This is a genomic window from Chryseobacterium luteum, assembly GCF_000737785.1.
Classification (GTDB): domain Bacteria; phylum Bacteroidota; class Bacteroidia; order Flavobacteriales; family Weeksellaceae; genus Chryseobacterium; species Chryseobacterium luteum.
Genome location: NZ_JPRO01000023.1, coordinates 1 through 12906 on the forward strand (window position 1 = coordinate 1; position 12906 = coordinate 12906).

The following is a 12906-nucleotide window of genomic DNA, read 5'->3' on the forward strand; positions in this document are numbered from 1 at the left end:
GATCAGAAGCGAGATTTCTCAGGGGATGATCTGCGCAGAAGATGAGCTTGGCCTTAGTGAAGATCATGGTGGAATTATGGTTTTGGATGAAACCAAATATGAAGTAGGAAAGAATTTTGCCGATTATTTTGAACTGGCAAACGATGAAGTCTTAGAAATCGGTTTGACGCCGAACAGGACAGACGCCATGTCGCATTACGGTGTTGCAAGAGATCTTCACGCTTTCCTTTCAACCAACCAGCAGAAATCCACATTTGAGAAAGTGTCTTCTGAAAGTTTGAACGGGGAAGGCTCACATAATTTCACTTTAGAAGTGGAAAACGCTGAACTCTGCCCAAGATATATCGGAGCTGTAATTGAAGATGTGAAAGTAGCTGAATCTCCGGCCTGGTTAAAAGACAGACTGAAAGCAATCGGTTTAAGCCCGATTAACAATATTGTAGATATTACCAATTATATCCTTCACGGTTACGGGCAACCTCTTCATGCATTTGATGCAGACAAAATCACTGACAGTAAAGTGAAAGTAGGTACCGTAAAAGAAGGAACAAAATTCACGACCCTGGATGGTGTTGAAAGAACTTTGAACGGTTCTGAAGTCATGATCAAAGACGGAAAAGACAACCCGATGTGTATTGCAGGAGTTTTTGGCGGTGCCAATTCAGGAGTTTCTGATGAAACGAAAACCATATTTCTGGAAAGTGCTTATTTCAACCCGGTAGCTGTAAGAAAAGCCGCTAAATTTCATGGCTTAAGTACAGATGCTTCTTTCAGATTTGAAAGAGGAGTAGATCCAAATATCACCAGAACAGCAATAACCCATGCCATCAAAATGATCCAGGAGATGGCCGGAGGAAAATTAATGGGAGACCTGTTGGAAGAATATCCAAAGAAAATCGAAGATAATTATGTGATCATCAGATTCTCAAAGATTGAACAGATCTTAGGAACAAAGATCCACAGGGAGAAAGTAAAGGAAATCTTAAAATCCCTGGAAATCCAGGTTTTAAATGAGATCCAGAACGGGCTTGAAATATCTGTGCCTGCTTACAGAGCAGATGTAACGAGAGAAATTGATGTGATTGAAGAAATTCTGAGAATTTACGGGTACAATAAGATCGATGCTCCACAGAAAATTTCGTTTACACCGGTAAAACTGAGCGCCAACGATCAGGATGAGCTTGAAAATAACTGGGCGAGAACACTGCAGGGACTTGGCTTCAACGAAGTGATGAACAACTCACTCACTTCCGTAAAAGATGAAACCGATGCCGTGAAATTACTAAATCCATTAAGCGGAGATCTGGCGTTCATGAGAAAATCTTTATTGGAAGGTCTTCTTCAGAATGCAGTGTATAACATCAACAGAAAGAATCAGGATATCAAATTCTTCGAATTCGGAAAGATTTATCATAAAAAAGATAAATACGAAGAAAGAAAGCAGCTTGCCCTTCTTGTTACAGGAAGAGATGTTGCTGAAAACTGGCTGCAACCTAAATCCGCAGTAAGCTTTTACAATCTTAAAGCTTATGTAAAAGTCCTGTTAGAAAGGCTTGGAGTAGATTATAAAGAAATTGCTTTAACAGACGAAAGATTCTCCGATTCATTAGCTTACGAAGCGGAAGGAAAAACTTTAGTAAGAATTGGAAAAGTATCTCCGGTTTTATTGAAAGACTTTGACATTGATCAGGAATGTTTCTACGCAGAAATCGAACTTGAATTGGCTCAGGAATTACGTTCCGGAAATGTACTTAAATTTAAGGATATTCCTAAGTTCAATAAGATCAGAAGAGATCTTGCCCTATTGATCGATAAAAATATAAACTATCAGGATCTGTATCAGACGGCGAAAAAGAATAAATCTCCTTTTATCAGAGGGATCAATTTATTCGATGTATATGAAGGAAAGAATCTTCCGGAAGGAAAAAAATCCTATGCGATGAGCTTTGAACTCCTTAATGAAGAAAAAACATTGGAAGAAAAAGAAATTTCAGAAGTGATGGAATCTCTGATCAAAGCATTTCAAAAAGAATACAATGCAGAATTAAGATCTTAATTAAGAATAAATATTACTGAAACGGGCTTTAGCCCGTTTTTTTGTTTTTAATCATTTAGAATTATAAATTCTGCATCCCAATCGGCTCAATCAGCAAAAAAAGAAATTAATCTCCCGGAATCCGGATATTTATTCAATAGAAATGGGCTTTAGCCCGTTTGAAAATGGAAACATCAGTCACCTTGATATTTAAAAATAATCCTGGAAATAGAGCTTTCGAAAGTAATAAAATCCTTTCCGGACCGTTTAAATAATATAATTTCCTTAAATTTGAGTAATTCTAAAAGAAAAAAATGAAAAATCTTTTTTTAAGTATAGCTGCGGCTGCCGTTCTGGCATCGTGCGGTACAATGTCCAGCGCTTCTGCATCTAAAGTGGGGAAAGCGCAGCCATCACTGGCCAATACAAAGTGGACATTGGCGGATAATGTGAAAGGCAAGGTTCCTACCCTGAATATTGAAGGGGAAAAGATCAATGGAAACGGAGGATGCAACAACTATTTCGGAACAGCTACAATAAGTCCTTCTACAGGTGATTTCTCTGCAGGACAGTTAGGATCTACCAAAATGATGTGCAACAATATGAGCGTTGAGCAGAATTTTATGGATATGGTGGGGAAAGCCAATAAATATGTGATTTCCGGAACTACCTTAGAACTTTACAAAGACAATCTTCTGCTGTTGAAATTCAATAAAGCTGAATAAAATAAAAAAGGAACTCAATTTGAGTTCCTTTTTTTATGTTTGGGTAGTTATTATTCTTCCTCTTCCTCGTCGTACTTAGCCAGCTCTTCATCGCACCATTTAAATGCAGCCTCTACCACTTTTGTAGCCTCGTCTGCCATAGTTTCCTCATCGTCGCCTTCCAAATCATCCAGCCACTCAACTTCTTCCTCCTCAACATTTAAGATGAATCTTGGATATTCTGTATGAACTACGAATAAATCTTCAGGAAATTCCGAATTGTCTGCTAATAAAAACTTTGGTAATTTCATTTTTTTAATATTTTAACTTTAATCAAAGATAATAAAATTATTGATATTTGTTCTTGTTGATTTTAATTTTTTGCAAAACTTTATACCTTGTAAGAGTCGTCCTGCGGAGTGTATCTTCAGGTCTGAAAGTAAGGGTAATATCAGAGTTTACTGTACTTAAAAGCTCAGCAACCTGTATTTTTTCCAGATTCTCTTCTTTTAAAATAAAAAACTGTATGGGAACTTTATCCAGCTTCTCACTTTTTAAAAAATCTGCGGCAGCTTTTCTGTTTTCAAGATAATTTCCCTTGGAAAGCCAGGTGAAAACCAGCCCGGATAGTAAGCTTAGTGCAGTGACTAAATAGGTTTTGGTATTGAAAATCCTGAAAAGTCTGTTAAAATAAATAAGCCATACAGGGATTATAAAAGGCCCTATGATCCTATAATCGAGAGGAATGACCGAATAAAAATACTGAACAAAATAAGAGCATAGAATGCCGGAAATACTGATAATGGTAAAGAAATATTCTGTTTCGGACAGCTTATTTTTTACAAAAAGATAAATCATCAAAAAAATATTCAAAGCACCAATACCATAAATCCCATAATTGATGAAGCTTCCACGGGGATCTGCAATATGGATGAAAGGATTGAATGAAGTTGCCAGTCCCTGTATCAATTCTTTCAATAACTTGGAAGTGGGGTGGATTCCTACAGACAGGGCCTGCTTGATATAATTTTCATTAAAATAATCAATAAATAAAAATTTATAAGCTCCTACAAACAGAATTCCTATCACGCCTGAGATAATAAATACCGATGAATATTTTTTTCTCCAAAAAATCAAGCCGTAAAGACCGGTTCCTCCAATGAAGAATAAGGCGCTATATCGGATGTTATAAAGAGAGATTAATGAAAGCGAAAGGTAAAAAACAGCCTTTCCATTTTCAAGTTTTCCTGTAATGATCTGCGAGGCAGTATATAAAAATAAAAATACGAAAGGAATAATAAGAGCTTCGCTCATCGTATAAGCAAACAATGAAACGAAACTGAACAATCCGCATACTGCAATAGCCTCAGGTCTGTAGAACTTTTTTTTCCAGCAGAAATAAATAACAAAAAGATAAGCAGCAATTCCAAGGGCTTTACTTCCCCAGAACTCATCGAAGCCAAGAAACGTAAACAATCTTATACTAAAAGGGTAACCTATCGGAGTTGTAGTATTGTCAATGGTCGGAAGAACATGCGCGAATCTCATAAAGCGGATAGAATCGGGATTTACTCTTCCTTTTTCATTTAATATAAAACGAAGAATGGTCATCATTACAGTGATGATGACCATTGCTATTTGGATGTTTTTTTCCTTTAATTTCATTCAATTATTTCAAAAACATTTTTGAAACTTTTTCAGCTTTTTTGCTTTCCGAATAATCATAGAAACCTTCTCCTGACTTTACACCCAGTTTTCCTGCCATCACCATGTTTACAAGAAGCGGGTTTGGAGCATATTTAGGGTTTTTGAAACCATCGTACATTACATTAAGAATGGCAAGACAGATATCAAGACCGATAAAATCTGCCAGCTGAAGCGGCCCCATCGGATGTGCCATTCCAAGCTTCATTACCGTATCAATTTCTTCTACACCAGCCACTCCGTTATAAAGTGTTTCGATAGATTCGTTAATCATTGGCATAAGAATTCTGTTCGCTACGAAGCCTGGATAGTCATTCACTTCCACAGGAACTTTGCCCAATGTTTTGCTCATTTCATAAATTGCATCAAAAGTCTCCTTAGAAGTAGAATATCCTTTGATGATCTCTACCAGTTTCATGATAGGAACAGGGTTCATAAAGTGCATTCCGATCACTTTGTCAGCTCTTTTGGTAGCTGCAGCAATTTTCGTGATAGAAATAGAAGAAGTATTGGTAGCCAGGATACAGTTGGCTGGTGCCAATTCATCCATCTGTCCGAAGATTTTCAGCTTCAGATCCTGGTTTTCAGTAGCCGCTTCTACAATAAGATCTGCGTTTCCTGCCGCTTCTTTAAGTTCTGTAAAAGTGCTTATGTTTCCTAATGTTTCAGCTTTCTGTTCTTCCGTAAGGTTTCCCTTTGCAATTATTCTGTCAAGGTTAGTGGTAATTGTTTTCAGGCCTCTGTCCAGAGCATCCTGCGATACATCTACCAGATTTACTTTGAAACCGCTTTGTGCAAAAGTATGCGCAATACCGTTCCCCATAGTTCCTGCTCCAATAACTACAATGTTTTTGATCATTTTTTTTCTTTTATTTTTTATAGATAGTTAAATTTTTTATGTTGCTGAGATCAGACTTATAAACAGTGGCAGCCGGATCAAAATTCACGGTGCCGTCGCTGTCCTGTTTCCTTTTTTTGTTTTGTGAAGCTATCGCTGACTGAAGTCCTTTTATGAAAGTGCTCTTCTTCTTTTTGCCCAGCCGGTCTATTCCGATATATAAATTGAATTCACCTTCTCGTCCGAGCCCTCCCTGTTTTAAAACTTCAAAAGCTTTGAGATGATTGCTTTTCTCAAATTTTTTAATATAGTCCGTCACAGGCTTTGTAGAAGGAGTTCCGCAGCAGATGCTGCCATAGCTGATTTGTAGGTAGCTCATGCTCTTTTGTGAAAAAAAGAACACTGAGCAGAGCAGGCTTATAGTTAATAATATCTTTTTCATATCAATGGTTTACCGGATGTTTCAATTGAGATTTTTATCAATTTCTGTGCTTAAAAATAAGCTTAATATTTTACTTATTAAAATCATCCCACACTGCCTTGGAAATATCAGAAACCATTTTACAGTTCACGGCGTCTGCTTCTGTGGAATTGCTTACAAATACGGCAATTGCGTAATGTTTACCGTTCGGAAGGGTGATGATTCCTATATCATTTTCAGCAATGGTAAGGCCGTTGTCATTTTTGCCGGAAGAACCAGTTTTGTGTGCTGTGGGAGTGTTTTTGGGTAATTGTTCAATAATTTTATTAGTTCCGGTTTTAGTTCCGGTCATAATTTTCATCAAATAATCTGTAGACTTTTTAGAAAGCAGCTTTCCGTCATAGAATTTTTTCAGGACCTGTGCGGCAGAATTGGGAGTAGTGTAATTCTCATAAAGTGATTTCCAGTTTTTTTCATGCATCTCCTGTTCATTGTACCTGATCTGGAAATCTTTTACCCCTTTGGAATCCATAAACTGCTGAACCTTTTTTGTTCCTCCAATGAGTTTCAAAAGAAGATCACAAAGATTATTATCACTTAAAGCCACCGTGTAGTCGATCACTTCATTTAAAGTAACTTCAATATTTCCGGCAGGATACTTTTCCCGGAATGGAGACCATGTTTTTTCCTTCAGATCAGTTTTGCTCACGAATACTTTCTGGTCCAGTGAAAGTTTTCCTTTATCTACAAGATCCAAAGCTGCAGCTGCAATATGAAACTTGAAAACACTCAGCATCGGTAACTTCTGATCTCCGTTTTTACTGTATTTAAAATTATTTTCAAAACCCAGTACCGAAATCCCGACCGTTGCTTTTTTACCCTCAGTTATAGAATTGATTTTCTGCTCCAAAGCAGATTTCTGGGCTACAGCCAGTGACGAGATCAGAAGAAAGAAAAGTCCTATTTTTTTCATAATGTATGCTTTAAAGGAAACCCCTTTTAGAGACTAAAAGGGATCTGCAATTTAAGATAATTATTACTGTATTTCAAAATAATTCAGGTTGGAACCGCCGCTTTCGACGTGAAGCCTGATTGTATTGATTCCATTCCGGAGAGGAACGTTTTTAACGGATACTGTTTTCCAGTTTTCATCTCCGCCGGTGGAAGGCAGCGAAACTTTGGCCAGCAGCTTTCCTGAAGCATCTTCCAGTCTGATACCGGCATCATTCTTACCTGCATACCTGATGCTGAATGTATAGTTTTTATCAGCTTTCGCATTAAGGGTATACTGAAGCCATTCTCCTGCTTCCGTTTTTCCTACATAGTATGTATTGGTAATATGATCATAGCAGAGATAAATATCCACACCGTCATTTCTCATCTGCTGTCCGGAATTCCATTCAGACCTTTTCTTGGGATCACTCACCCAGAGGTTAATGAAATCCTTATCCAGATAGGCTGAACCCATCCTTCCCAAATCATACTCTGATGCAAATATTCTTCCCGGGGCCTGATGCTTTTTAAATGGTTTTGTAGAATCATCCGTTACCTGCCTGAACATAGCATCAATAACATCATTCTTAATTTCAACATTGCTGAATTTGTAATTCTCTGCGATCTTCATCAACGCTTTTGTTGCATAGTCTTTAGACGGTTTTTCGCCGCCGTTTTTCCAGTAATTCAGAAGCTTTTCGTATTCAGGTGTAATCTTGACATTGGTGATCCCTGCAATATTATCAATCTTTTTCATCGGCCAAAATGCATAGCCTATATTATGCTTATTCAGAAGCTGGATCAGCTCGGTGAACCATACATTCGAATTTTCTCCGGTTTCTCCAAGCCAGATAGGAATGTTATGCTTTTTTCTCAGATCAAGGATAGACTGGATGGTTTCATCATTATTATAATTCCAGTATTTATGAAAACTGAATACCATATTGCTGTCCCAGATCGGGATTAATCCGTTATAATTATTTCCCCATCCGTTGCCTTCAATAAATATAATGTGTTTTTTATCGTTTTCCCGGATAGCAGTCGTAATGTCCTTTTGCAGTTTCCATAGCGGAGCATTGGACATCTCGTCAGTACCGTTCGGATTTTTTCCGGTGAAATTGATATTCGGTTCATTGATCAGGTCGTAACCACCGATCCAGGGTTCGTCTTTGTACCGTTCAGCAAGCTTTTTCCATAATGCAATGGTTTTTTCCTGGTTTTCACTGCTTTCCCAAAGAGAGGGTTTTGTTTTGTCATTGTCAGAAATATTAACGTCATTTCCCTGTCCGCCCGGCGCTGCATGAAGGTCAAGGATCAAATATATTTTATTGGCAGCACACCATTTCAGAAGGTTATCAGTCATTTTAAAACCTTCTTCCAGCCACATATTCTTTCCTTTTACCGGTTCTTTTTCAATAGGAAGGGTGTACAGATCATAGTGCATGGGCAGCCTTATAGAATTGAATCCAACTTTAGTAAGAAAGTCAATATCTTGCTTAGTAACGCCATTTTTAAGATAAGCCTTATAAAAGTTCCTCATTCCGTCTTCACCGATCAGTTCAGTGATCTTCTCTTTGATCTTATACTGAGGACCTGCAAAATCAGCTGTTTTCAGCATATAACCTTCCTGAAGCATCCATCCCCCGAGGCCCAGACCTCTCAGCTGGATATTTTCACCTTTGTCATTAACTATTTTTTGTCCTTCAGTTTTTAATAATTGTGATGTCCCAAATTGAGACAATAATAAAGCGGATAATAGGATGGCTCTTTTCATATAAAATTTTTTATTTAAATGTTGGAGGGGTAGAGAATAATGTTTTAAGAAAAACAAATATATTTAAAAAATCCTGAACAAAAATTAAAATTATTCAATCAAATCAGATTATTTCCAAAAAATCGGAAACATAATAGATTTTACCTTCATTCCGGGATAACTCTTACAGGTTACATAAGACAGGCTGTGATTCATATAATCACAGCCTGCTAAATGTTATTATTATGGATTTTATTAAGAAATCAGTTTTACAATTTCCAGGGCAACCTTTAAAGCTTCCGTCCCGTCTTCCAGAGAAACTTCCACATTTTTACCATCGGTGATGGCATCTGCAAAAGAATTCAATTCATCAAGGATAGCATTATTAGGCCGAATGTCCGGATATTCAAATAAGATCTGGTTCTTTTCACCATCGGCATTTTCGATGATCATGTCGAATGGAGTAGGGTGTTCAGGAGCATCTTTCATTCGGATCACTTCCGCTTTTTTCTCAAGGAAGTCTACGGAAATGTATGCATCTTTCTGGAAAAATCGGCTTTTTCTCATTGCTTTCATTGAAATTCTGGATGTTGTAAGATTGGCAACACATCCATTTTCAAATTCAATTCTTGCATTGGCAATATCAGGACTTTTGCTTACCACACACACACCGCTTGCATGGATATCTTTGACCTTAGATTTTACCACGCTCAATAAAATATCCAGATCATGAATCATTAAATCTAAAACCACAGAAACATCAGTCCCCCGGGGATTAAATTCTGCCAAACGGTGAATTTCAATGAACATCGGATTCTGAATATAATCTTTTGCTCCGATGAACGCCGGATTATATCTTTCAACATGTCCAACCTGTGCCTTGATACCGTTTTCCTGGCACTTATGAAGAATTTCCTCTGCCTGTTCAAGCGTTTGGGTCACTGGTTTTTCAATAAAAAAATGGAGTTTTTTTTCAATTGCTTTTAGAGCATAATCGTAATGATATAATGTGGGTGTCACAATATCCAGCATATCGATCTGCTCAAGAAGTTCATCAAAATTTTCAAAATATTTATATCCGAATTCAGCTTCTATTTTTCTCCCGTTTTCGGTATCTTTATCATGGAAACCTACCAGCTCGTACTTATCTGACTGGTTAAGAAGTCGTAAATGGATCTTCCCCAGATGTCCGGCACCTACCAAACCTGCTTTTAACATAGATTTTTTTAATTTTTGTAAAGATAAGAATTTTAGGTATTAAGAAATACGTTGTCGCTTTTAGGTTGATAAGTATTGATAGTTTTTTTACTTTTGTAGAAACTACCACCTGTATAACTTAATAACTACTATCTTACTAATGATGCATGATTCGTTTGTACATAAAGGAAAAAGAAAAATCTTGGTCGAGTATTTAAGACATAAGATCGGAATATCGGATGAGAATGTACTTTCGGCAATGAGTGAAGTTCCGAGACACCTTTTTATCGAAAGTATTTTTGAAGATTTCGCCTACGAAGACAGGGCCTTTCCTATATTGTCACATCAAACGATTTCCCATCCCTCAACTGTAGCGGAACAATCCGAGCTGCTGCAGGTAAAACCGGGCGAGAAGGTCCTGGAAATCGGAACAGGCTGCGGATATCAGACAGCTGTTCTGTTGGCTATGAAAGCATTGGTCTACACTGTGGAAAGGCAGAAGGATCTTTTTGATTTTTCAAAGAAGAAATTCCGTGAGCTGCATCTGAATCCAAAATTTCAGAGTTTTGGGGACGGTTTTGCCGGACTTCCTACTTTTGCCCCTTTTGACAAGATCATTATTACCTGTGGAGCTTCAGTTTTACCCACAGAATTATTAAAACAGCTCAACGTAGGCGGAAAGATGGTTATTCCGCTGGGTCCTACCGATGAGCAGATTTTATACAGATTTACAAAAACGGCTCCTACACAGTTTGAAAAAGAAGAATTCGGGGCTTACAAATTTGTTCCGATGCTGGGAGATACAAACCATTAATAAAAGTTTTTTATCTCCACAAACAGATCAAATCATACAAATTTTTGATTAAAAATTTAAATTTTCTTCATTTTTAATAAACATTAAGACTGCTTGGGTATAGTAATTGAATTCACTATAAAATCCTAATCACTCAATTTTTAATATTAAAGTTAAAAACCTCACTTTTTTAGCAGGAGTGAGGTTTTTATTTGAAATTCTCAAGCACAAATTAAATACAAAATAAATAATGAAAGTATTTGTAAACAAAAGAATTCCGGAAGCAGGCATCGAAATGCTGAAAGAAGCCGGGATGGAAGTTTTTATCCCCGAACATGAAAACCTGTCTCACGAAGAATGGCTCATTTACTGTCAGAATCATGATGCCATTTTAAGCGTTGGAGGGGAATTTAAATATGACAAGGATTTTTTTGACCAATGTCCCAATATAAATATAATCGCTTTATATTCTGTAGGTTTTGATCATGTGGATATTAAAGAAGCCAGCCAGAGAAAAGTTCCGGTAGGGAATACTCCTGATGTCCTCAGTAAAGCCACCTCTGATATAGCTTTTCTGCTGATGCAGTCCGTAGCAAGAAGAGCGGGCTACAATTTTCAGAAAGTGAAAGACGGTAACTGGGGTGATTTTGATCCTTTGCATGCTCTGGGACAGGAATTATATGGGAAAACATTAGGGATTCTGGGACTGGGAAGAATAGGTTTTGAAATGGCTAAAAAATCTTATAAAGCTTTTGATATGAAGATCATTTACCACAACCGGAACCGGAATGAAGAAGCGGAAAAGGAAATAAATGCCAATTATGTTTCTTTCGACGAACTTGTTGAACAGTCAGATGTACTGAGTGTTCATGCCAATTTTACCCCTGAGCAGAAAGACCTTTTCAACGGATCTGTTTTTGAAAAAATGAAATTCAATGCTATTTTTATCAATACCGCAAGAGGAGGTTTCCAGAATGAAAAGGATCTGTATGAAGCACTGGTTTCAAAGCAAATCTGGGGAGCAGGCTTAGATGTGACCAATCCGGAGCCCATGTCTAAAGAAAGCCCGCTTTTGGAACTTTCCAATGTGTGTGTGCTGCCGCATATAGGTTCCGCGACTATCGAGGCCAGAACAGGAATGGCGAAAATGGCAGCAGAAAATATTATCGCCTTTTCCAAAGGAGAAAAAATTCCTTATTGTGCCAATCCTGAAGTATATTCTTAGGAGTCAATGACAGCTTGGAACCATTTTTGTTCTGCATTATAAAACCTTAAATACAAAATATTATGACACCTGAAAACAATACCAACGAACAGAACAGAAAGTTAGAAGAAATGGACTACAGTCCTGGTGAAGATATATTTAGTAGAGAAAAGCATATTCCGCTTGATGGTGATGGAAATCCCATATTAAATGATGAGGATGATGACAGAATAGATGGCGGACTTGATATTCCCGGAACCGAAGACGATGATGAAATGGAGGAAATAGGTTCTGAAGATGAAGAAAACAATTACTGGAGCCTAAGCGACAATGAAGACGACCACGAAGAGGAAAATGATGATGTTTTAACTTAAAACTCTGAACATAAAAATACAGCAGCCTTACTGAATTATCAGTGAGGTTTTTTTATTTTTGGAAACCATTGGTTTTCTGCAGAATATCATTCCCCTCCTCCGGAGGGGTGGATTCGCCTGAAAGGAGAAGACGGGGTGGTAAAAAAGAAACACAAACACAATGAAAGAAATACTAACCCACATCAATGGCATCCCCATTCGCAGAAATTTCGTGGAAAATCTACCCTTTAATCCTCATTTAGTCATATTATTGAAACAGAAACGCAAAGCAGGAATTCTGGGTGAAGTTATTTTCTGGAAAAAGGTTCGGGCCAGAACATTTCACAATATAGATTTTGACCGGCAAAGAATTATTGGAAATTATATTGTGGATTTTTATGTAAAAGCTTTAGGGCTCATTATTGAAATTGATGGTTCCAGTCATGACGAAAAGCAGGTTTATGATGGGATCAGGCAGGAATATCTGGAGTCTTTGGGGCTTCTTATTTTCAGAATCCCGGATTTTGATATAAGGAATAATATATATGTAGTGATGAAGGATCTGGAATATTTCATTATTCAGCATTTTGGGACCACCCCGTCTTCCAAAATTCCATGAATTTTGGAATCCACCCCTCCGGAGGAGGGGAATTTGGGTTGGTATTATTATCATAGTCGTTATGTACAAATCGCCTATCAGAGTTTTATATTTTTGGAAACCATTTGTTATCAAGAGAATATCATTCCCCTCCTCCGGAGGGGTGGATTCGCCTGAAAGGAGAAGACGGGGTGGTAAAAAAGAAACATAAACACAATGAAAGAAATACTAATCCACATCAATGGCAGCGATATTCGCAGATCGACACATCATCAAATTCCCTTGCCTATATTTCCTAATTTGAATATCTTTA

Annotated in this window: 13 protein-coding genes; 6 read left to right on the forward strand and 7 right to left on the reverse strand. The window is 37.4% G+C overall.

The features are described 5' to 3' along the window. A partial coding sequence (gene pheT / locus IX38_RS18585) for a phenylalanine--tRNA ligase subunit beta (protein WP_034707442.1) occupies positions 1 to 2056 on the forward strand: 2056 nt, incomplete at its 5' end. A gap of 293 nt (positions 2057 to 2349) precedes the next feature. Further along, positions 2350 to 2760: an META domain-containing protein gene (locus IX38_RS18590; protein ID WP_034707443.1), complete on the forward strand. Its 411-nt coding sequence runs from the start codon at positions 2350 to 2352 to the stop codon at positions 2758 to 2760. 50 nt (positions 2761 to 2810) lie between these two features. On the opposite strand, the gene IX38_RS18595 is transcribed toward IX38_RS18590, so the two are convergent. The 7 genes from IX38_RS18595 to IX38_RS18625 all read right to left on the reverse strand — a co-directional run bounded on the left by IX38_RS18595 (position 2811) and on the right by IX38_RS18625 (position 9666). Beyond that, positions 2811 to 3050, reverse strand: a complete 240-nt coding sequence (locus IX38_RS18595; RefSeq protein WP_007845674.1) for a hypothetical protein — start codon at positions 3048 to 3050, stop codon at positions 2811 to 2813. A gap of 37 nt (positions 3051 to 3087) precedes the next feature. Next, the gene (locus tag IX38_RS18600; protein WP_034707444.1) at positions 3088 to 4404 is read right to left on the reverse strand and encodes a hypothetical protein; all 1317 of its coding nucleotides are present in this window, start codon (positions 4402 to 4404) and stop codon (positions 3088 to 3090) included. A 4-nt stretch (positions 4405 to 4408) separates the two neighbouring features. Further along, the gene (locus IX38_RS18605) at positions 4409 to 5299 is read right to left on the reverse strand and encodes a 3-hydroxybutyryl-CoA dehydrogenase (RefSeq protein WP_185097686.1); all 891 of its coding nucleotides are present in this window, start codon (positions 5297 to 5299) and stop codon (positions 4409 to 4411) included. Between the two features lie 13 nt (positions 5300 to 5312). Continuing rightward, entirely contained in the window at positions 5313 to 5660 is a 348-nt protein-coding gene (locus IX38_RS18610) for a hypothetical protein (RefSeq protein WP_228377999.1), read from the reverse strand. 133 nt (positions 5661 to 5793) lie between these two features. Beyond that, positions 5794 to 6675 carry a CGA/CIA family class A beta-lactamase gene (bla-A, locus tag IX38_RS18615; protein ID WP_034707448.1) on the reverse strand — a complete coding sequence of 294 codons (882 nt, stop codon included), beginning with the start codon at positions 6673 to 6675 and terminating at the stop codon, positions 5794 to 5796. A 63-nt stretch (positions 6676 to 6738) separates the two neighbouring features. Next, positions 6739 to 8469: a cellulase family glycosylhydrolase gene (locus IX38_RS18620; protein WP_034707451.1), complete on the reverse strand. Its 1731-nt coding sequence runs from the start codon at positions 8467 to 8469 to the stop codon at positions 6739 to 6741. Positions 8470 to 8703: 234 nt separating this feature from the next. Further along, positions 8704 to 9666 carry a Gfo/Idh/MocA family protein gene (locus IX38_RS18625; RefSeq protein ID WP_034707452.1) on the reverse strand — a complete coding sequence of 321 codons (963 nt, stop codon included), beginning with the start codon at positions 9664 to 9666 and terminating at the stop codon, positions 8704 to 8706. 142 nt (positions 9667 to 9808) lie between these two features. Between IX38_RS18625 and IX38_RS18630 the strand changes: the two genes are divergently transcribed. The 4 genes from IX38_RS18630 (at position 9809) to IX38_RS18645 (ending at position 12614) form a co-directional block, all read left to right on the forward strand. Beyond that, on the forward strand, positions 9809 to 10459 hold the full coding sequence (locus IX38_RS18630; RefSeq protein ID WP_034707455.1) for a protein-L-isoaspartate(D-aspartate) O-methyltransferase: 651 nt from the start codon (positions 9809 to 9811) through the stop codon (positions 10457 to 10459). Positions 10460 to 10688: 229 nt separating this feature from the next. Beyond that, positions 10689 to 11663, forward strand: coding sequence for a 2-hydroxyacid dehydrogenase (locus IX38_RS18635; protein WP_034707456.1), 975 nt, complete (start codon positions 10689 to 10691; stop codon positions 11661 to 11663). Positions 11664 to 11725: 62 nt separating this feature from the next. Next, entirely contained in the window at positions 11726 to 12016 is a 291-nt protein-coding gene (locus tag IX38_RS18640; RefSeq protein WP_034707457.1) for a hypothetical protein, read from the forward strand. Positions 12017 to 12176: 160 nt separating this feature from the next. Then, complete coding sequence (locus IX38_RS18645; RefSeq protein ID WP_051884882.1) at positions 12177 to 12614, forward strand: endonuclease domain-containing protein; 438 nt, start codon at positions 12177 to 12179, stop codon at positions 12612 to 12614. The last annotated feature ends 292 nt before the right edge of the window (positions 12615 to 12906 follow it).

What these genes read in the sequence shown, in the direction of transcription:
- IX38_RS18590 (WP_034707443.1), top strand. Translation starts at nt 2,350, where the DNA reads ATGAAAAATCTTTTTTTAAGTATAGCTGCGGCTGCCGTTCTGGCATCG.
- IX38_RS18595 (WP_007845674.1), bottom strand. Translation starts at nt 3,050, where the DNA reads ATGAAATTACCAAAGTTTTTATTAGCAGACAATTCGGAATTTCCTGAA.
- IX38_RS18600 (WP_034707444.1), bottom strand. Translation starts at nt 4,404, where the DNA reads ATGAAATTAAAGGAAAAAAACATCCAAATAGCAATGGTCATCATCACT.
- IX38_RS18610 (WP_228377999.1), bottom strand. Translation starts at nt 5,660, where the DNA reads ATGAGCTACCTACAAATCAGCTATGGCAGCATCTGCTGCGGAACTCCT.
- bla-A (WP_034707448.1), bottom strand. Translation starts at nt 6,675, where the DNA reads ATGAAAAAAATAGGACTTTTCTTTCTTCTGATCTCGTCACTGGCTGTA.
- IX38_RS18620 (WP_034707451.1), bottom strand. Translation starts at nt 8,469, where the DNA reads ATGAAAAGAGCCATCCTATTATCCGCTTTATTATTGTCTCAATTTGGG.
- IX38_RS18625 (WP_034707452.1), bottom strand. Translation starts at nt 9,666, where the DNA reads ATGTTAAAAGCAGGTTTGGTAGGTGCCGGACATCTGGGGAAGATCCAT.
- IX38_RS18630 (WP_034707455.1), top strand. Translation starts at nt 9,809, where the DNA reads ATGCATGATTCGTTTGTACATAAAGGAAAAAGAAAAATCTTGGTCGAG.
- IX38_RS18635 (WP_034707456.1), top strand. Translation starts at nt 10,689, where the DNA reads ATGAAAGTATTTGTAAACAAAAGAATTCCGGAAGCAGGCATCGAAATG.
- IX38_RS18640 (WP_034707457.1), top strand. Translation starts at nt 11,726, where the DNA reads ATGACACCTGAAAACAATACCAACGAACAGAACAGAAAGTTAGAAGAA.
- IX38_RS18645 (WP_051884882.1), top strand. Translation starts at nt 12,177, where the DNA reads ATGAAAGAAATACTAACCCACATCAATGGCATCCCCATTCGCAGAAAT.